Below are 19,313 nucleotides of genomic sequence, written 5' to 3' on the forward strand. Positions count from 1 at the left end.
TCGTTTCTGATATCTCCCTCCTGTTTCTATCCTTGCTTTTTTCCTATTCTAATTATTTTGCGCTTCTTTTTGGGAGCGGAATGTGGGCTTAAAAAGATTAGTCCAATGACATAGCAAGGGTGGGGCTTTTAATTGTCTAGAATGGTTCGACACTAAGCGATCGCAATTAGTTTTTAAATCTCCAAACCCTAATCAACAAAGTCCCCACCGAAATTACCCCACATAAAATCGTCAAAATCCAATTTTTGGGAGTCCATTCTACAGCACCCAGATAATTAGAACCGATCGCAATTGTATGAACTGATGCAAGTACCAAAGCGGGAACCGAGAGCAAATGCACATAGCGCCAAGCTTTACCTAGTTTCTTTACCATCCAATCGGAACTCGTGAGGGCAGCGGGAGTCATGAGTGCGATCGCGATCGCACCTAGCCAGATTGAGATTTGGTGCTGCGGAATCATGAAGGATAAAGCATCGAAATTCCATTGAAAAGTATGCTCAATTTTATGGAAAGCATGGGCAAGAGAGAGAATAAATGCACCAACACCGATCGCACGGCGATAGATCATTAACGCTGACCAAGACTTAAAAATCTGACTAAGAGGACGAGCGGCGAGGGCAAGTATTAGCAAAATTAAACCTGCATGACCTGTATAATCCACCATATCGCTAGTGCGTAATAGCGTTAAGATGCCGATCGTGAGCGTAATCCAGCCACCCATTCTAAATAACTGACTACGGCGATCGCGACTTAATAAACCTGCAAATACACCAATACCCAGCATTGAGGGCAACGTTCCCAATCCAAACGCCAACATCGTTAGCGCACCCTGCGTCATATTGCTAGTTTCCGCAGCTTTGATTTGAGCAGTGTAGAGAAATCCGCAGGGAATCAATCCCCATGTCATCCCCAGTAATGCAGGTGTAAGTGGATGGGAACGCAATGATAATTTCATCATCGCATTGCTAAGACGTTGGTGCAGTCCCACCAATGCCATCGGATTGAGAAAGGGAAGATTGGGCAAACCTTCAGGCTTGATCTGGACAATTCCCATCCATACCAATAGAAGCCCTGTCAAAACCGCCAACCATCGCCGCAAATCGCTCTCAATTCCTGCAAATTGTCCACTCGCTACTAGCACCGACCCGATCGCACCAATAAAAGCCCCTGCGATCGCATAGCTAAAAATTCTGCCAATGTTTAGCAATGCATGAAAATACAAATGCTGTTGCCAACTTCTAGAATTATTTATAGAACTATCTTTGGAGTTGCTTTCTTTACCTGAAAGCGAGAAAGCGACAGTCAAGGGGCCGCACATGCCCACACAATGACCAAAACTCCCTAAAAATCCTAAAGCAGCAACAAGCAATAAATCTAGCATTATTAATTTATAGTCTAACTTCAGCCGATTATTTGTCAATCGTCAGCGCAATCACGAAAAACAAATATTTGACTAAGTTCTTCAAGCCCGTTGAGCAAATGAGCAAGATGCTCTGGAGGCAGATGGGCAATTTTATCAGCCAAGCGATCGCGAGTTATTTGTCGTACTTGTTGTAAATGCTCTTCACCAGCAACAGTAAGGCTGAGAACGACCTTACGCCTTGATTTTGGATGCTCAACGCGAGTTACATATTCCTTTTGCACCAATCGCTCAACCATTGTCGAAGTTGAGGCACTCGTGACACCCAAATATTCAGCTAGAGCAACGAGCGATGTCCCTGCATTAATTTGCAGAAAAGCAAGGGCGCGTAACTGAGGAATGGTCAGGCAAGTTGATTCTTGCTGCCGTACCTCAGTATAGATCCATCGCATCACAGTAGGGACAACATCCATAACTCTTGCGGCGCAAAGTTGTGGAGAAATTGAATTAAGTGACGAATCCATCTTGACTCTAGAGATATAGTAATGTAGTAATACTAATAGTTAGCTAAGTTAACAATCAGAATACAGCATGAATGTATAAGTACTACGGCTTAAGTAAAAATCAACCCCTAAAGAAGCTAATTCACCCGCAAAGCGAGCAAATCAGCTTCTTTGGGGTTTAGAGCCTAACTACTTAGCAGGCAAAAAAGAGCTTCACAATTTTTTTACCTGTATGACTTCAAATAATTACGATCGCTTGAAAACTATGCGGCATCCTCTCCTCTCTGCGTTTCTATTAATATCGGTTTCGCTGGGAACCTCTAATTTGATCACGGCTTGTGGCACATCCCAAGCTGAGTCTGGCAAAGAGCTCCGTCCTGCTGTGCCTGTGGCAGTTGCACCTGTTGTGCAGAAAACTCTCCCTGTGCAGATTCGTAGTACTGGCTTAGTGGAAGCATCAGCTACCGTATCCGTGAAATCACGGATCGGAGGACAGTTGATCGAGGTTGGCTTTAAAGATGGACAAGATGTAAAGCAAGGCGATTTGCTATTTCAGATCGATCCGCGCCCCTTAGAAGCGCAGTTAAAGCAAGCGATCGCTAATCAAGCTCGCAGTGAAGCCCAATTACAACAGGCGATCGCCAACCAAGTGAAGTCAGAGGCAACTATTGCCCAAGCTAGAGCCAATCGCGATCGCGATTCAGTGCAGATGCAGTTTGCTAATACGCAACGTAAAAGCTATGAAAGTCTCTATGCTCAGGGCGCAATTAGCCGTACACAGGTGGATCAGTTCCGCACCAATGCCGAAGCTTCACAATCAACGATGAGTGCGTCAGATAGTGCGATCGATACAACGATCGCGGCGGCAGAATCCACTAAAGCGGATATCGAAGCGGCTAAAGCAAATCTGGCGGCAGGAGAAGCATTAATCGACAATGCCAAGGTACAACTTTCCTATACTTCGATTTATGCGCCGATTGATGGCAGGGTGAGCAGTATCAAGGTCAATCAAGGGAATTTGGTTAAAGCTGATGATACTGCGCCGTTAGTCACGATTAGTCAGATTAAGCCGATTTATGTGACTTTCACAATTCCAGAGCGATCGCTATCTCAGGTGAAGCAATATCAAAAGCGCGGCAAGCTCAAGGTGCAAGCCTTTGTAGCGAACGACAAAAAGCCCGTTGAAGGTGAACTAACTTTTATCGATAGTTTGGTCGATGCCACAACAGGAACTGTGCAGTTAAAGGCGACTTTCACCAATAAAGACGATCGCTTAGCCCCCGGCCAGCGCGTTGATGTGGTAATGAAATTATCCGAAGAAACTAATGTGATCGCTGTTCCTGCTCAAGCGCTGCAAACAGGCCAGAAAGGACAGTTTGTCTATGTGGTCAAAGCTGATAACACCGTAGAAATCCGTCCTGTGAAAGTAAGCAATACGGTAGGTAATGAAGTGGCGATTTCTGAAGGTTTAAAAGTAGATGAGAAAGTGGTGATTGATGGTCAGTTTAATCTATCGCCTAACGCCAAGGTGGAAGTAAAAGAGCCACAAAAGGAGCCACAAAAAGAATCTCCAAAAGAATCGCCAAAGGACTTGCAAAAATGAACATTACCCAGCCATTTATCCGTCGTCCCGTGATGACCACCTTGATCATGCTCGGCATCCTACTTTTTGGGATTATCAGCTATCGTCTATTACCCGTTAGCGATTTACCCACCGTGGACTTTCCCACGATTAGCGTGTCAGCGACGTTACCAGGGGCTAGTCCTGAGACAATGGCGGCTTCGGTGGCGACACCTTTGGAGCAGCAGTTTTCCTCGATCGCAGGTTTGGACTCGATGACTTCTAGCAGTTCCCTTGGCAGTACACAGGTGACATTGCAGTTTAATCTCAATCGTCAAATTGATGGAGCCTCGCAGGATGTCCAAGCTGCGATCGCCAAAGCCGCAAGACAATTGCCGCCGACAATGCCCAGTCCACCGCAATATCGAAAAGTAAATCCCGCCGACCAACCGATTTTATATATCGCGCTGAAGTCGGAAGTATTGACTCTATCGGAAGTCGATCGCTATGCTGAAAACTTCTTGGCGCAAAGGCTTTCGACTGTGGATGGGGTTGCCCAAGTACAGGTATTTGGCTCTCAGAAATATGCAGTGCGTGTCCAACTCGATCCGCAATCTCTGCAAACTAAGGGGATTGGTATTGATGAAGTTGCCACAGCGATCGCACAGGGAAATTCCAATCAACCGACAGGAACAATCTATGGACAGGATCGCACGCTCACCATTGATACCAATGGCAGTCTAGAGAATGCAGCAGCGTTTCGTCCTTTGATCGTGGCTTATCGCAATGGCGCACCAATTCGCTTAAATGAAGTTGGTCAAGTCCTTGATAGTGTGGAAAACGATCGCCTTGCGAGTTGGTATAACGGCACAAGAGCGATTATTCTTGCCATTCAACGCCAACCAGGGACAAATACTGTCGCGATTGTCGATACCTTAGAGAAGCTTTTGCCAACCTTGCGATCGCAAATCCCTGCGGCGATCGACATGGAAATTCTCTACGATCGTTCCCAATCAGTGCGAGCCTCTGTGGAAGATGTGCAGTTTAGCTTGCTCTTGTCGATCGGACTAGTGGTAATGGTGATCTTTCTCTTCTTACGAAATTTTTCCGCAACCTTGATTCCCAGTATTGCCCTGCCGATCTCGCTGGTGGCAACTTTCGCGATTATGTACAAGTTGGGCTATTCCCTCGACAATCTCTCTTTAATGGCGCTTACTTTATCCGTAGGCTTTGTCGTTGATGATGCGGTAGTTGTCCTAGAAAATATTGTCCGACATTTGGAAATGGGTAAATCTCGCTTTCAAGCAGCGATCGATGGTTCTACGGAAATCGGCTTTACGGTCATGTCGATGACGATCTCGCTCGTAGCGGTATTCATTCCGATTCTATTTATGGGGGGCATTTTAGGACGACTCTTTCAAGAATTTGCAGTCACGATTAGCGTAGCAATTCTCGTTTCGGGATTTGTTTCGCTCAGCCTTACGCCCATGCTGTGCAGCCGCTTTCTCAGTCATAGCGATCATCAGCAGCAATCCAGTCATAATTCTAGCAATGGGAATGGGAATCAAGCCCATCATGGACTAGAACATCTTGAAAATCAGGGTGGATTCTTTCAACGCTTTTATGAATGGAGCTTACGTAAATCGTTAAAGTATCATCGGGTGACGATGGTGATTTCGGCGACGATTTTAGTTGCTACTATTTTTCTATTTGTGATTGTGCCGAAAGGATTTATTCCCAATGATGATATCGGTCAACTTGTTGCTTCTACTGAGGCTATTCAAGGGATTTCCTTTGAAGAAATGGCAAAACATCAAGCGCAACTCGCCGAAATCGCCAGCAAAGATCCCAATATTGATGCCGTTAACTCCACCGTTGGCGCAGGAGGTCCCAATGCATCGGGGAATAATGGACGCTTATTTATGCGTTTAAAGGAACGCAGTAAGCGATCGCTAAGTGCTGATCAAATCGTGCAAAAACTTCGCCCCCAAATGGCAAAGGTGGCAGGTATTCGCGCCTTCTTGCAAAATCCGCCCACAATCAGGATTGGTGCACAGCAATCTAAGGCTCTATATCAATACACCCTATCCGATACAAACCTCGATCAGCTTTATAAATATGCGCCCGAACTAGAGAAAAAACTGCGATCGCTAGATACGCTTCAAGATGTCACCAGTGATTTACAAATTAAAAATCCTCAAGTCAGTATCGACATTAATCGCGATCGCGCATCAGCATTAGGATTAACTGCCAATCAAATCGAATCAGCGCTGTCCTATGCCTATGGAACCCGTCAAGTTTCCACAATTTATACTCCCGACAATCAATATTCCGTGATCATGGGCTTAAGCCCCGAATATCAAGCCGATTTGAAATCCCTTGACCTGCTATCAGTGCGATCGGATAATGGACAATTAGTTCCCCTCAGTACCGTGGCGACCTTCAAGCAGACCGTGGGCGCTTTATCGGTAAATCATACGGGACAGTTACCTGCGGTGACAATTTCCTTCAATCTCAAGCCAAATGTTTCTCTCAGTGATGTGGTGGGAATAATCGAGCAATCGGCTCGCGAGATTCTCCCTGCTTCCACTTCAGGGAAGTTTCAAGGCACAGCCCAAGCATTCCAAGATTCACTACAGGGTTTAGGTTGGTTGCTAGTTGCCGCGATCTTTGTGATCTATATCATTCTCGGCATTCTCTACGAGAGTTTTATCCATCCAATTACGATTCTCACCAGCTTACCCTCCGCAGGTTTTGGCGCATTACTTACTCTACTAATCTTTCGCAGTGAACTGAATGTCTATGCTTTTGTGGGTATCATTCTCTTAGTTGGTATCGTTAAAAAGAATGGGATCATGATGGTTGACTTTGCGATCGCGGCGCGTAAAGAAGGTAGCACTCCCTATGATGCTATTTACGAAGCTTGTTTAGTTCGCTTTCGCCCGATCATGATGACAACTATGGCAGCCCTGATGGGAACCTTACCAATCGCCCTTGGTTTCGGAGCAGGCGCAGAATCTCGCCGCGCCTTGGGATTAGCTGTAGTTGGTGGTCTCGTATTTTCGCAAATGTTAACACTTTACATCACGCCTGTTTTCTACGTTTATATGGAAGCATTACAAGAACGCTGGAAAAATCGCGATATTCGCAGTAAGGAAAAATCTAGAGATAATCAGCCACTTCAACCGAAGCCACCTGTATCTATACCACCTAATTAATTTAAATGAAAAGCGGCGCTTCGCGCCGCTTTTCTTTACTTTTTGATTATTTACCTACATTTGTGGTGAAAGTTAATTCAAACGGCGAGAAATCTTCCCCATCTCTTGCTGAACCACTTAACTTAAGCTCATATCTACCAACTTGCGGAAATGTCACTTCCATACTCGGCAATCCCAAATAGCGTTCAATAATTGCCAAAGGATTAGCAACTGTAAATTTAATATTGCGATCGCTAAGCGATCTCACTTCCAGACGACAATTACATTTTCCGTAAGGGATGATCTCGCCGCCGCGCTTAGTGAGCGCGATCCAAATGGTAGTTTTTTTACCAGCAATAGGGCGATCGTTAGGTTCGATATGAATTGTGCCGCCAACTTCTTGCGAAGTTCTCACTTCATGGGCAATGCGAACAGGTAATGAAGATTTATCTAAATGGGAATCTATGCTAGGCGTAGTTGATAAATTCAAATTTAATAAGATAGAAGCTATTTCCAACATTGTTTAAGTATTCCTTAAAAGTTTTTTGCACAGATTTGTATCTCAGAAGCCTTAAAGAAGAGATGATTTGCCGCGCCTAGCGCGGCAAATCATCTCTTCTTTAAGGCTTAATAACCCCACAGGCAATACGGGTTTTGTAATCAACATTGGGAATTGTCGATTTCCCATTTGCACCCGCATGGATCAAAATTGATGTGCCGCCTTGCTTCAGTAACGAATTCTTGCCAGAGCCCAAGGTTAATGCTGGCAATAGTGCAGTCAGAGAGCCAGTACCATCCTGTTTGACGATGATATTTGGTAGATCCCCCGCAGGTTTATGTTTGTCTTCTTCATGCTTGTTGTGCATATGCTCATGATCATGCGCATCATCCATATGTGCTGGAGCAAAATGATTCCCCGATGTCTTAAAGTCTGGCGCGTCACATTTTCCATTTTCATGCACATGTACCATATGTTCTCCCTTTGCCAAATTTCGCACTTCGAGAGAAACCGTCACGCCTAAAGGAGTTTGCGTAAATGTTGCCGTGCCAACTTGTTCACCCTTGACATTGAGAATGCTAGAAGTAGCCTTAGATTTTGCTGTTTGGGCGATCGCTACCGCATTAGTAGAGATCGTGGCAAGTGTGACACAAGATAGCAAGACAGCGACTTTAGCCGCAAATCTGGATGGGATTTTGTTGCAATATGAGTTAATCATGCGATCGCTTTCCTTAAAAAATAATGTAACCGTGACTGGCAGCGCACTAAAGCCTTTCGCCAATCACGGTCATTCAACAAGAAATCAATTCCTATTTAGCCCAACCAGCATTGGATTGATCAAGCACATAGTTAGCAACTAAAGTAATGTCTTCAGCACTGAGCTTCTTGCCAAAAGCAGGCATGGCTCCTTTGCCTTTGGTAACTTGGAGTTCGATGGCTGCAACGGTATTCTTGCCATACTTCTCCAATGCATCTGCCTTCAAAGTCTTAGCGGCGACTACGTTGTTGCGCCCACCTGCGTGGCATTGCGCACAGTTATTGTTAAAGATTTTTGCACCTGCGGATACTTCCGCAAATGCTGGTTGCCCAAAAGCAAGACTCACAAACATAGTTAATGCGATCGCGAGAATAGAAAAAATGCGTTTCATAGTTATTTATTCCTTAAATATTCACGAAAAATAAGGGCAAAGCGATAGCTGATGCCCTACGCGGCTTAGCCGCAAAGTCGAGTTGAATTTTAGTCTGAGTACATGATGACGTTATTTGATCAGGTAGTCAAAAGACAGGCTGTCTAACCAGAAGTTCTCATTACAGCGCTTTGCGCTCAAACCCAAACCAAGGTATTTTTTGAAAGTGTTGCGAAGCAACACTTTCAAAAAATACCTTGTGTTTCGTTTGATCGGTAATTACTGTAAGTACCTGTGCAGAGTAAATCAGTCAAACCCGCAAGGTTTCGCCCCGTTGGGGCGAAACCTTGCGGGTTTGGGTTTGTAATTAATTATGGTCATCTACTTATTAAACTGATTTTGGTGTTTGCAGCGCCACAGGTGCAGCAAACACCAAAATCAGTTTTTTGAAAGCTCACCTAAGTCTGGCTTTCAAAAAACTGATTTTTATAATGAGAATTGCTGCCGTCAAACAAGATATTTCAAGAACTATCTTAATTGATTGAATAGTGAGAAAACGGGACAAATCAATAGACTATTACGGATGTCCTAATCACATCTATATTTATCCTTTTCTTAACCAAAATTACATGGTTATCTTAACCCAAGCTTATAGAACTTTCCTGTAGGCTTAGTAAGGAAAAAAAGTTAGAGTTCAAGAAAAATATGTTTTAAGTGTCAGTGAAATAGTTAAGTTCTAGGTGCTTACAAAATCTTAATTTTATCTCTGGTGAAATGCTCCCCATTAATGCTTGATATTGCTGTTGGGCAAGTGTTTCGCTGGAGATCAATAGAACATTTCTATGGCTGGACTTGATCCTAAAAGACCTTAATTACGAGGATTTAAGCATCTTCTCGTAAGTATTAAAACCGATTAGAAAGAATCACCTGATAATTACGCCTGCAACCCTAAGTGCTCGCGACAAGTAATTATCATGCAGTTTTACTTTGCATTTTTACAGATGCATATTCTTTGCCAATCCTCTATTCAATAATCATTCCCTCTTATTACCTAAAATCGATCAAGGCAACAAAAAATGGCACTAAATTCTGGCGATATTGCATTTGTATCTTTTAACGCTGATGAAGATGGATGGTCAATTGTCACGTTTGTTGACATAGACCCAAATACAACCGTTTATTTCACTGACAACGAAGCTATTAGCCCGACAGCATTTAACACTGGTGAATCTTATTTTCAGTGGACATCAGGATCTAGTTTGATAAGTGCTGGAACAGTGATACGTTTTAGCGCAGTTGACAATGCAACTTCACTTGCCGCTTCAGTCGGAACGCTCTCGCGAGCTACAGTCTCTGGCAGTGCGAATTATGGACTCTCTGCTAGTGGCGATGTTATCTATGCTTTTCTCGGTTCAAGTGCGAGTGCTCCCACTAAAATCTTAACTGCTGTATCGACGGGAGACACAGTAACCTCAGGCGATCCAATTACAAATGCAGGATTGACAGTTGGAGTTAACGCAATACTATTAAGAACAAGTGCTGACTATGGTGAATATGCTGGCGCTAGGGCTGGGCAATCCAGCATCGCAAACTACAAATCCCTAGTCTTTAATGCTGCTAACTGGACAGTCGATCAAACTGATGGTATTTACACTGCGACTGTTCCCAATACAACAAATTTTGCGATCGCTACTGACCTTCCTACAGTTAACCTGTCTGTGAGTTCCAGCAGTGGGTCAGAAGCAGGTCAAACTGTAATCACTGTCACTGCTACCGCTTCTAATGCAGTTACTGGAGATCAAAATGTTACCGTTGCTGTGAATGGACTTGGTATTACTACAGGTGACTATACGCTCAGTAATAATGTCATCACGATTGCAAATGGAGCTACCACAGGATCTATCACTTTTACAGTAGTAGATGATGTCTTGGCTGAAGGCACAGAAACTGCCATATTAAGCATTAGCAATCCATCTTCAGGAATTGCTTTGGGTAGCACTACTTCTTTAAATCTCACCATCACCGACAACGATGTTGTAGTTGTGCCCAGTGTGCGTATTCACGACATTCAAGGTGCGGGACATATTTCCACCTATGCGGGGCAAGCAGTGACAGGTGTTGAAGGTATCGTCACCGCGATCGCATCAAATGGTTTCTACTTGCAAGACCCCAATCCCGATGCGAATGATGCTACTTCTGAAGGCATTTTTGTATTTACATCTTCTGCTCCAACTGTACTTGTAGGAGATTCTTTACTAGTTAACGGAACCGTATCTGAGTTTCGTCCTGGAGGTTCAGCTAACAACCTTACTGTCACTCAAATTGTCAGCCCAGTAATTACAAAGCTTTCCATCGGCAATGCTTTACCCGCAGCAACGATTCTTGGCAATGGCGGACGCACAATTCCCACCCAGATTATTTCCAATGATGCTGCTAGCGGCAATGTGGAAAATGCTGGCACAGTCTTCGATCCCGCTCAAGATGGCATCGACTTTTACGAAAGTCTTGAAGGTATGTTGGTTCAGGTAAATAATCCAGTTGCGACCTCACCCACGGCAAAATTTGGCACATCCGAAGAAATCTGGGTATTAGCAGACAATGGTGCTAATGCTACCAGTCGCACTAGCCGAAGCAGCAGCTTGATTACAGCGAGCGACTTCAATCCAGAGCGAATTCAAATCGACGATCTAAACAATTCCTCTATATTATTGCCTGATGTGAATGTCGGCGCTCAGTTTGGCTCGATTACAGGTGTAGTCAACTACGACTTCAATAACTACGAAGTTTTGGTTTCATCTGCGCCAACGGTAGTACAACCATCGACTTTACAAAAAGAGGTCACCAACCTTACGAGTAGTGCTACACAATTGACAGTAGCAACCTTCAATGTGGAAAACCTCGATCCAAGCGATACGACATTTAATGCGATCGCGAGTGCAATTGTCGCCAATATGAAGTCCCCCGACATCATTAATCTCGAAGAGATTCAGGACAACAATGGCGCAACTAACAATGGGATGGTTGATGCAAATATAACTCTGCAAACGCTAATTAATGCGATCGCTGCCGCAGGTGGTCCTACCTATGAATATCGTCAAATTAACCCAGTCAACAATCAAGATGGTGGCGAGCCTGGTGGCAATATCCGCGTAGCGTTCCTGTTTAATCCCAATCGCGTGAATTTTGTTGAAGGTTCATTACAACGCTTGACCGATAGCAATCTGACTGATGGTGACGCTTTCGCTAGTAGCCGCAAACCGCTCGTGGGCAAATTTGTCTTCAATGGACAGGAAGTAACCGTCATCGGTAATCACTTCAATTCCAAAGGTGGCGATCAACCTCTATTTGGACCCAATCAACCACCGACACTAAACAGCGAAGTACAACGCAACCAGCAAGCCACCATCGTCAAAGACTTCGTACAAGGACTGTTGGCAACCAACCCCAATGCTAATGTCGTGGTAGCAGGAGACTTGAATGATTTCGAGTTCTCTAGTCCCCTCAGCATTTTGGAAAGTAGTGGGTTGAATACTTTAGTCGAAACTCTGCCAGCTAACGAGCGCTATACCTACAACTTCCAAGGCAACGCACAGACATTGGATCACATTCTAGCTAGCAACAATCTCAGCAGCAAACTCGATGGGTTTGATGTGGTTCATATTAACTCTGAGTTTGCCGATCAAATTAGCGACCACGATCCTATTGTGGCAAGGTTTAATCTGCCAACAATCCCCGATCCTAATGCGCCTTTCAGAATGCAAATTCTTCATGCTTCCGATTTTGAAGGTGGAATTCCAGCGATCGATGATGCAGTGAGATTTTCTGCGGTTCTGAATCGTTTAAGAACTGATCCTAACTTGCCAAGTAGTATCACTCAAAATACCCTGACATTATCCTCTGGCGACAATTACATCCCTGGTGCTTTTTTCAATGCTTCCAGTGATCTTAGTCTCAATGGTGTGGGCGGATTAGGAACAAACTCTGCGCCAGTAATTGGTCGTGGTGACATTGGCATTCTCAATGCTTTTGGAATTCAAGCATCTGCCTTGGGTAATCACGAGTTTGATTTGGGAGTAAGGCAAGTTCGCGACGTTATCCGCACGGGCAGCGGTAATCCTGGCACAGCGTTCCCCTATCTCAGCACCAACCTGAACTTCAGTCCCGAAATTACTGCGGGAAACCTAGGTACATCAGACCTAGCTACCAATCAAACCACTGCCGAAGCCAGTACCATCAAGGGTAAATTGGCGAAGAGTACCGTAATTACCTTAGCGGGTAATGATGGAGTTGCAGGAAATGCTGACGATCAGAGAATCGGTATTGTCGGTGCAACAACTCCCACCTTGGCGAATATTTCTTCTAGTGGCAGTATTGGAATCTCGCCATCTAATCCGACTGATTACGATGCTCTAGCCGCCGAGATTCAAGCTACGGTAAATATTCTCAAGGCTCAAGGTATCAATAAAATCATTTTGCTGTCACATATGCAGCAGTTCAACATTGAACGCGATGAGCTTGCTCCTCGCTTACGTGATGTGGATATTATCCTTGCAGGTGGATCAAACACATTGCTGTCAGATAGTAATGATGTTTTGCGATCGGGTGATGCTAGCGATGGTGTTTACCCAGTTGTGAGAACTGGAGCCGATGGCAATCCTGTGCTGGTCGCGAATACCGATGGGAACTACAAGTATGTTGGTCGCTTAGTCACTGAGTTTGACAGTAATGGCATTCTCAATGTCAACTCACTCAATAGCAGCATCAATGGAGCCTATGCTACGGATGAAGCAGGTGTCGATCGCGTTTATGGTACTGATGTAAATCCAAGAGACGTGGCGAATCCTAATGTTGTGGCAATCACCGATGGTATCCGCAATGTCATTGCTACGAAGGACAATTTGATTGTGGGCAAATCAAGCGTATTCCTGAATGGAACCCGTGATGATGTGCGTACTCAAGAAACCAATTTTGGGAATCTCACTGCTGATGCCAACCTCTGGCTAGCTAAGCAAATCGATCCTACCGTTGTCATTTCCCTAAAAAATGGTGGTGGCATCCGCGACAACATTGGCGTAGTTTCGGCATCATCTGGTGCAGTCAATAGTGATGATATTCAGAAACTACCAACGCAGCCCAATCCCCTTGCGCCAAACAAACAAACTGGTGATGTCTCTCAGTTGGATGTTGAGAATTCCCTACGGTTTAATAATGGTTTGAGCTTGATCACGGTTACGGCGCAACAACTTCAGTGGGTAATCGAACATGCTGTGGCTGGGACTCGTCCTGGTAGTACTCCTGGGCAGTTCCCACAAGTTGGCGGCTTGAAATTTAGCTTTGACCCCACCAAAACAGCGATCGCCTTTAATAGTAGTACAGGCGAAGTCACCACCCAAGGCAGTCGAGTTCAAAATCTGGTCGTACTCAATGATGATGGCTCGATTAAGGATGTAATTGTTCGCGATGGTGTATTGGTTGGCGATGCAAGCCGCACCTTCCGCATGGTGACCTTGAACTTCCTCGCAGGAACAAGCAGTACAGGTGGACTTGGTGGTGATAACTATCCATTCCCTAAATTTGTGAGAGACAATGCGGCGATCGCTAATCGTGTAGATTTACGCGGTGAATCGATTGACCTCAATGGTAACGGTGTGGTTGACCCAGCGCTTGCTTTAGCAGCAGGAAAGTTTACTTTTGCCGCAGCAGGATCTGAGCAGGACGCATTTGCCGAATACCTCGGTGATCAGTTTAGTACTAATCCTTTCAATGCTACGGATGTTGCCGCTAACCTTGATACACGCATCCAAAATCTCAGCGTCCGCCAAGATCAGGTGCTTACACAGGTCACCAACTATGAGTTTACTAACTTGCCAACCTTGGGGACAGCTTCTAATGGACAACAAATCTCACTGGGTGGCTTCTCTGGCTTGTACTTCCAAGGACTCGCCGATAATGGCAATCTCAAGTTTGTCACTAACACCGATCGCGGCCCCAATGGCGATCCAACGGGAGCAAATAGACCTTTTTACTTGCCTAACTTCCAACCCGAAATCGTCAGCTTTGAGCTTAACCGCACTACTGGCGAAATCACGATTACTAATCGCACTGGTTTATTCCGTCCCGATGGTACAACTCCCTTAACAGGATTGCCCAACCTGCAAGCAGGAACTAATGGAACTGCCTATACCGATGAAATTGCTGTTGATCTCAATGGCAATGTTCTGCCCAACGATCCTTTGGGTGCTGATTTAGAAGGAATTGCCGTTGCCGCCAATGGTGATTACTGGATGGTGGATGAATACCGTCCCGCTATTTATCACTTTGATGTGAATGGGAAACTCCTCGATCGCTTCATCCCTCAAGGTACTGCAACAGCACCAAATCCTGATGCACCTGCTGGAACCTTCGGTACAGAAGCATTACCCTCAGTCTACGCTCAACGCCGCAATAATCGAGGCTTTGAAGCTGTGGCTCTAGAAGGCAACAAGCTTTATGCCTTTATTCAGAGTGCGATCGACAATCCTGATAATGCTGGCGATACGACTTCTAGAAACTCACGGAATTTGCGGATTTTGGAATTTGACACGGTTTCCAAAGCTGTAATTGGCGAATACATTTATCTCCTAGACAGTATTTCTGCAAGTGGTAATGCCAAAACCGACAAACTTGGCGATGCTGTTTCCCTTGGGAATGGCAAATTCGCCGTTGTCGAACGCGATGACCTAGCGACTTCTGCTTCCAACAAATTGATTTATCAAATTGATTTGGGCGCAGCAACCAATATCTACAATGCTAGCTTTACCTTCCCAGCAGGCAAAACAGCGATCGAGCAGCTAACTCCTGCCGAACTCGCCAGCGCTGGCATTAATGTTGTCTCGAAGAGCCTGATCGCTAATGCCGCTCAATATGGTTACACAGGTGTAGAAAAACTAGAAGGTCTAGCACTGATTGGACCCAACCAACTGGCTCTAATTAATGACAACGATTTCAATGTTTCTGGCAATACACCAACCGAGAAGCTAGGAATTCTTGAGTTGAGCAAAACCTTGCCTGTTTCTGCGATCGACTTCAGTGGCGCTAACTACATAGTTACCGAAGGCAATGGTTCCACAACGGTAACCGTTCGCATCACAAGAACAGGCGATGTATCGGGAACAAGTACTGTAGAACTACAATTGAATGATGGTACGGCAACGGGCAGCGTGATTCCGCCGACTTTTGCTCAAACCCAAGGTGCTAGCAGTTCTGCAACTCCCTATCTAGTTCCTACGGCAGCAGGTGTCAGCTTCACATCAATTTTGACCGCAGGTGATAGCATCGGTGGCTATAGGATGGCGGGTATTCCTGACGGACTTGGTTCCTATGACAATGGCGATGGTACATTTACTGTTTTGATGAATCATGAGATTCCCAATACTGGTGGTGTCAATCGCGATCATGGCTCTAAAGGCGCATTTGTCTCCAAGTGGGTAATTAACAAGTCCGATCTTTCAGTTGTGAGTGGTGACGACCTAATTCAAAATGTCAATACTTGGAATGGTTCTAACTTTGTCCAAGGCACAACTGCTTTCTCTCGATTCTGTTCTGCGGATTTAGCCCCTGTTTCTGCTTTCTATAACAGTGCCACTGGGCTAGGGACTCAAGAGCGCATCTTCTTAAATGGAGAGGAGTCTGGTCCTGAAAGTCGCGCCTTTGGTCATATTGCTACAGGCTTAAATGCTGGTACTACTTATCAATTGCCTTACCTTGGTAAATTCAGTTGGGAAAATGCCGTAGCCAGCATCACTGCAAGTGACAAAACTGTCGTTGCAGGGATGGATGACAGTACTGGTGGTCAGGTTTACTTCTATGTCGGGAACAAAACTAACACTGGTACTGAGATTGATAAGGCTGGACTCAACAACGGTAAGTTGTTTGGCATTAAAGTAGATGGACTAACATCAGAAACCAATGCTACTACTCTGGCTTCTGGGACAAGGTTTGCGCTAGCGGATTTAGGAAGCGTTGAAAATACAACAGGTGCAGCACTGGAAACCGCTAGTAATGCTGCTGGTGCGACCAACTTCCTTAGACCTGAAGATGGTGCATGGGACCCTTCCAATCCCAAGGATTTCTACTTCACTACCACCAATAGTTTTACTGGACCTAGCCGTCTCTGGAGACTGCGTTTCGACGATCCGACAAATCCTGAGTCAGGTGGAACTGTAGAAATGGTGCTTGATGGGACAGAAGGTCATAAGATGTTTGACAACTTCACCATCGATCGCTATGGGCATATCCTGCTCCAAGAAGATATTGGAGGGCAAGATGCCCTTGGCAAAATCTGGCAGTACGATATTGCCACCGATAAACTCACCCAAATCGCTCAACACGATCCATCACGATTTGTACCTGGAGCTGCTAATTTCTTGACTCGCGACGAAGAATCATCGGGCATTATTGATGCTCAAGATATTCTCGGTGCAGGTTGGTTCTTGCTCGATGTTCAGGCTCACTACAGTATTCCAGGGGAACTCTATGAAGGCGGACAACTGTTAGCTTTCTTCAATCCTGATACTTACAAGGCTTCCTTGTTGGACTACAACAACAAGCCCATTACGGTAACCTTTGCTGCTGGTGAAACCTTTAAGGATGTGCAGATTCCAATTGTGGGAGATACCAATCCTGAAGGTAATGAAACCATCAACTTGAGTCTCAAAAATCCTAGTTCTGGAACATTAATCGGGATCAATCAACCCAAGGCAGTTTTGACAATTCTCAATGATGATGTCAATAATGCTCCAGTTCTGACAGGTACACCTGCAACTCTTGCTGCTGGTAAAGAAGACACAACCTATAAGATCTTAGCGGCTGATCTACTAGCTGGCTTTACCGATGCGAATGGCGATGTCCTTTCTGTATCTGGCCTAACTGCTACCAATGGCACTTTAATTGACAACCGCGATCGCACCTACAGTTTCACCCCCAATGCTAACTTCAATGGCACGGTTAACTTGAGCTACAACGTTGTCGATGGAAAGGGCGGCTCAATTGCTGCAACCCAAACCATTGCGATCGCTGCGGTCAACGATGCACCAGTCGGCACGGTATCGATTTCAGACACCACACCAACAGAGACCCAAACCCTTGTTGCTAGCAACTTATTCACAGATGTTGATGGTTTAACTAACGCTGTCTTTAACTATCAGTGGCAACAATCAGATGTTGGCGGTGGTGTAACATTCACCAACATCGTAGGCGCGACCAACAGCACCTTCACCCCCACTCAAGCTCAGGTCAATCGCCAATTGCGTGTGGTAATGAGCTACACCGATGACCAAGGTACAGTGGAAACTCTTACCTCAGCGCCAACCATCGTCACTGGTGACTTTTATGTCGGTACTTCAAGTGTCAATGCTTTCACAGGCACTAACGGTCAGGACATCATTGCTGGACTTGGCAACAACGATATTCTGAATGGTCTTGATGGTGATGATATCTTCCGCTATACCATTGGTGATGGCAAAGATATCGTTGATGGTGGTGCTGGTAACGATACCTTGAATATTCTCGGTACAGATAATTCCGAATCTCTGAGTGTAGTTTTCAATGGAACGCCAGTTTCAATAATTGCAGGTGGGACAGTAACCAACGTTGAATCGGTAACTGTTGACCTACTAGGTGGTATCGACACCCTTTTCTATGGTTCAACTACAGCCGACTTAACTATCAACCTAAACACTGGTGTGGCATCTGGCTTTACAGCGATCGCAAATATCGAGAACGTCACAGGCGGATTCGGGAACGACATCATCACTGGTAACAGCGGCAATAACACTCTTCGTGGTGAATTTGGTAACGATATCCTAGATGGTGGTTTAGGAGCAGACATCTTAATTGGTGGAGCGGGCAATGATACTTACATTGTTGATAACATCAATGACACTATCTCTGATTCATCTGGAACTGATACCGTTCTTTCGAGTATTGACTGGACTTTTGCTGGTAGCACTCTTGAGAATCTAACTCTCACTGGCAACAGCGATATCAACGGTACTGGTAATGGACTACAAAATGCGATCGTTGGCAATAGCGGCAACAACATACTCAATGGTGGCAGTAATGCAGATTCTCTAACTGGTGGTGCTGGTAACGACACCTACATTGTGGACAATGTTGGTGATGTGGTCAACGAGCTAGCCAATGAGGGAACTGACACTATTCTCTCAAGTGTCACGCGCACCTTGGAAGCCAATGTGGAAAACCTCACGCTGACAGGCGGTAGTACGATTAATGGAACTGGTAACGATCTTAATAACATCATTACTGGAAACAGTCGGAACAACATCCTTGATGGTGGAGTTGGTGCAGATGCACTCATTGGTGGTCTAGGCAATGACACTTACATCATCGATAACTTGGGTGATTCAATTACTGAGGAATTGAATCAAGGTACAGACTTGGTAAGATCCAATGTGTCTTGGACTCTAGGAGAAAACCTTGAGAACTTGACTCTAACTGGTAGTGCAAACATCAATGGTACTGGCAATAGCGTCAATAACGTTATTACAGGCAATGATGGCAACAATATTCTCAGTGGCGGATTCGGTAACGATTCTCTAACTGGCGGTTTAGGAGCAGATGTACTTGTTGGTGGATTTGGCAATGACACATTGTTCCTCGGTCTCAATGATGGAGCCACGGATCGAGTCGTCTATAACCTCGGTGATGATAGCGACGTGGTGAATCAATTCCTACGTGGAGTTGGAGGCGATCTGCTCCAGTTCAATAACATCGCTGCCATTGACGTACGTACTGTTGGTGGCAACACTCAGTTCCGTTTAGGTGATGGTGTTACTGGCAACGGTAATTTTGGTAATGGTTCGCTCCTGCTAACCTTGAATGGAGTCACTGGATTTGCTTCTAGCAATATCAATGACAACATCCTAGCTGGTTCCACTCCTACAACTTTCAACTTTAGTTAGAATGTTTTCAGATGAGAAATAGGAGTCCCTACGTCTGATGAGGAATTAGCTTAGGAATTACAAAAAAACACCCTGTCCGTCAATGGACAAGGTGTTTTTTTTACG

8 protein-coding genes are annotated in these 19,313 nt (G+C 45.0%); 3 read left to right on the plus strand and 5 right to left on the minus strand.

Features of this window, described 5'->3' with window-relative positions; translation table 11 throughout:
• Positions 1-166: 166 nt before the first annotated feature.
• Positions 167-1,381: a sulfite exporter TauE/SafE family protein gene (locus tag CQ839_RS20230; protein WP_103670105.1), complete on the minus strand. Its 1,215-nt coding sequence runs from the start codon at positions 1,379-1,381 to the stop codon at positions 167-169.
• A gap of 35 nt (positions 1,382-1,416) precedes the next feature.
• Entirely contained in the window at positions 1,417-1,833 is a 417-nt protein-coding gene (locus CQ839_RS20235) for a MarR family winged helix-turn-helix transcriptional regulator (RefSeq protein WP_219817825.1), read from the minus strand.
• A 262-nt stretch (positions 1,834-2,095) separates the two neighbouring features.
• On the opposite strand from CQ839_RS20235, the gene CQ839_RS20240 reads away from it, so the two are divergent.
• Together CQ839_RS20240 and CQ839_RS20245 are read left to right on the plus strand one after the other, a co-directional pair.
• The gene (locus CQ839_RS20240; protein ID WP_258040809.1) at positions 2,096-3,466 is read left to right on the plus strand and encodes an efflux RND transporter periplasmic adaptor subunit; all 1,371 of its coding nucleotides are present in this window, start codon (positions 2,096-2,098) and stop codon (positions 3,464-3,466) included.
• A complete protein-coding gene (locus tag CQ839_RS20245) occupies positions 3,463-6,642 on the plus strand; it encodes an efflux RND transporter permease subunit (protein WP_103670107.1) in 3,180 nt (1,059 codons plus the stop codon). Before CQ839_RS20240 ends, CQ839_RS20245 begins: the two co-directional genes overlap by 4 nt.
• Before the next feature lie 46 nt (positions 6,643-6,688).
• Here CQ839_RS20245 and CQ839_RS20250 read toward each other — a convergent pair whose 3' ends face one another.
• The 3 genes from CQ839_RS20250 to CQ839_RS20260 form a co-directional block, all read right to left on the minus strand.
• Entirely contained in the window at positions 6,689-7,141 is a 453-nt protein-coding gene (locus tag CQ839_RS20250; protein ID WP_103670108.1) for a hypothetical protein, read from the minus strand.
• A gap of 100 nt (positions 7,142-7,241) precedes the next feature.
• Entirely contained in the window at positions 7,242-7,838 is a 597-nt protein-coding gene (locus tag CQ839_RS20255) for a superoxide dismutase family protein (RefSeq protein WP_146048778.1), read from the minus strand.
• A gap of 91 nt (positions 7,839-7,929) precedes the next feature.
• Complete coding sequence (locus CQ839_RS20260; RefSeq protein ID WP_103670110.1) at positions 7,930-8,268, minus strand: c-type cytochrome; 339 nt, start codon at positions 8,266-8,268, stop codon at positions 7,930-7,932.
• Positions 8,269-9,323: 1,055 nt separating this feature from the next.
• Between CQ839_RS20260 and CQ839_RS25540 the strand changes: the two genes are divergently transcribed.
• Positions 9,324-19,208, plus strand: coding sequence for an esterase-like activity of phytase family protein (locus CQ839_RS25540; protein WP_219817826.1), 9,885 nt, complete (start codon positions 9,324-9,326; stop codon positions 19,206-19,208).
• The last annotated feature ends 105 nt before the right edge of the window (positions 19,209-19,313 follow it).

It is taken from the genome of Pseudanabaena sp. BC1403 (assembly GCF_002914585.1).
In the GTDB taxonomy this organism is placed as follows: domain Bacteria; phylum Cyanobacteriota; class Cyanobacteriia; order Pseudanabaenales; family Pseudanabaenaceae; genus Pseudanabaena.

What these genes read in the sequence shown, in the direction of transcription:
- CQ839_RS20230 (WP_103670105.1), bottom strand. Translation starts at nt 1,381, where the DNA reads ATGCTAGATTTATTGCTTGTTGCTGCTTTAGGATTTTTAGGGAGTTTT.
- CQ839_RS20235 (WP_219817825.1), bottom strand. Translation starts at nt 1,833, where the DNA reads ATGGATGTTGTCCCTACTGTGATGCGATGGATCTATACTGAGGTACGG.
- CQ839_RS20240 (WP_258040809.1), top strand. Translation starts at nt 2,096, where the DNA reads ATGACTTCAAATAATTACGATCGCTTGAAAACTATGCGGCATCCTCTC.
- CQ839_RS20245 (WP_103670107.1), top strand. Translation starts at nt 3,463, where the DNA reads ATGAACATTACCCAGCCATTTATCCGTCGTCCCGTGATGACCACCTTG.
- CQ839_RS20250 (WP_103670108.1), bottom strand. Translation starts at nt 7,141, where the DNA reads ATGTTGGAAATAGCTTCTATCTTATTAAATTTGAATTTATCAACTACG.
- CQ839_RS20255 (WP_146048778.1), bottom strand. Translation starts at nt 7,838, where the DNA reads ATGATTAACTCATATTGCAACAAAATCCCATCCAGATTTGCGGCTAAA.
- CQ839_RS20260 (WP_103670110.1), bottom strand. Translation starts at nt 8,268, where the DNA reads ATGAAACGCATTTTTTCTATTCTCGCGATCGCATTAACTATGTTTGTG.
- CQ839_RS25540 (WP_219817826.1), top strand. Translation starts at nt 9,324, where the DNA reads ATGGCACTAAATTCTGGCGATATTGCATTTGTATCTTTTAACGCTGAT.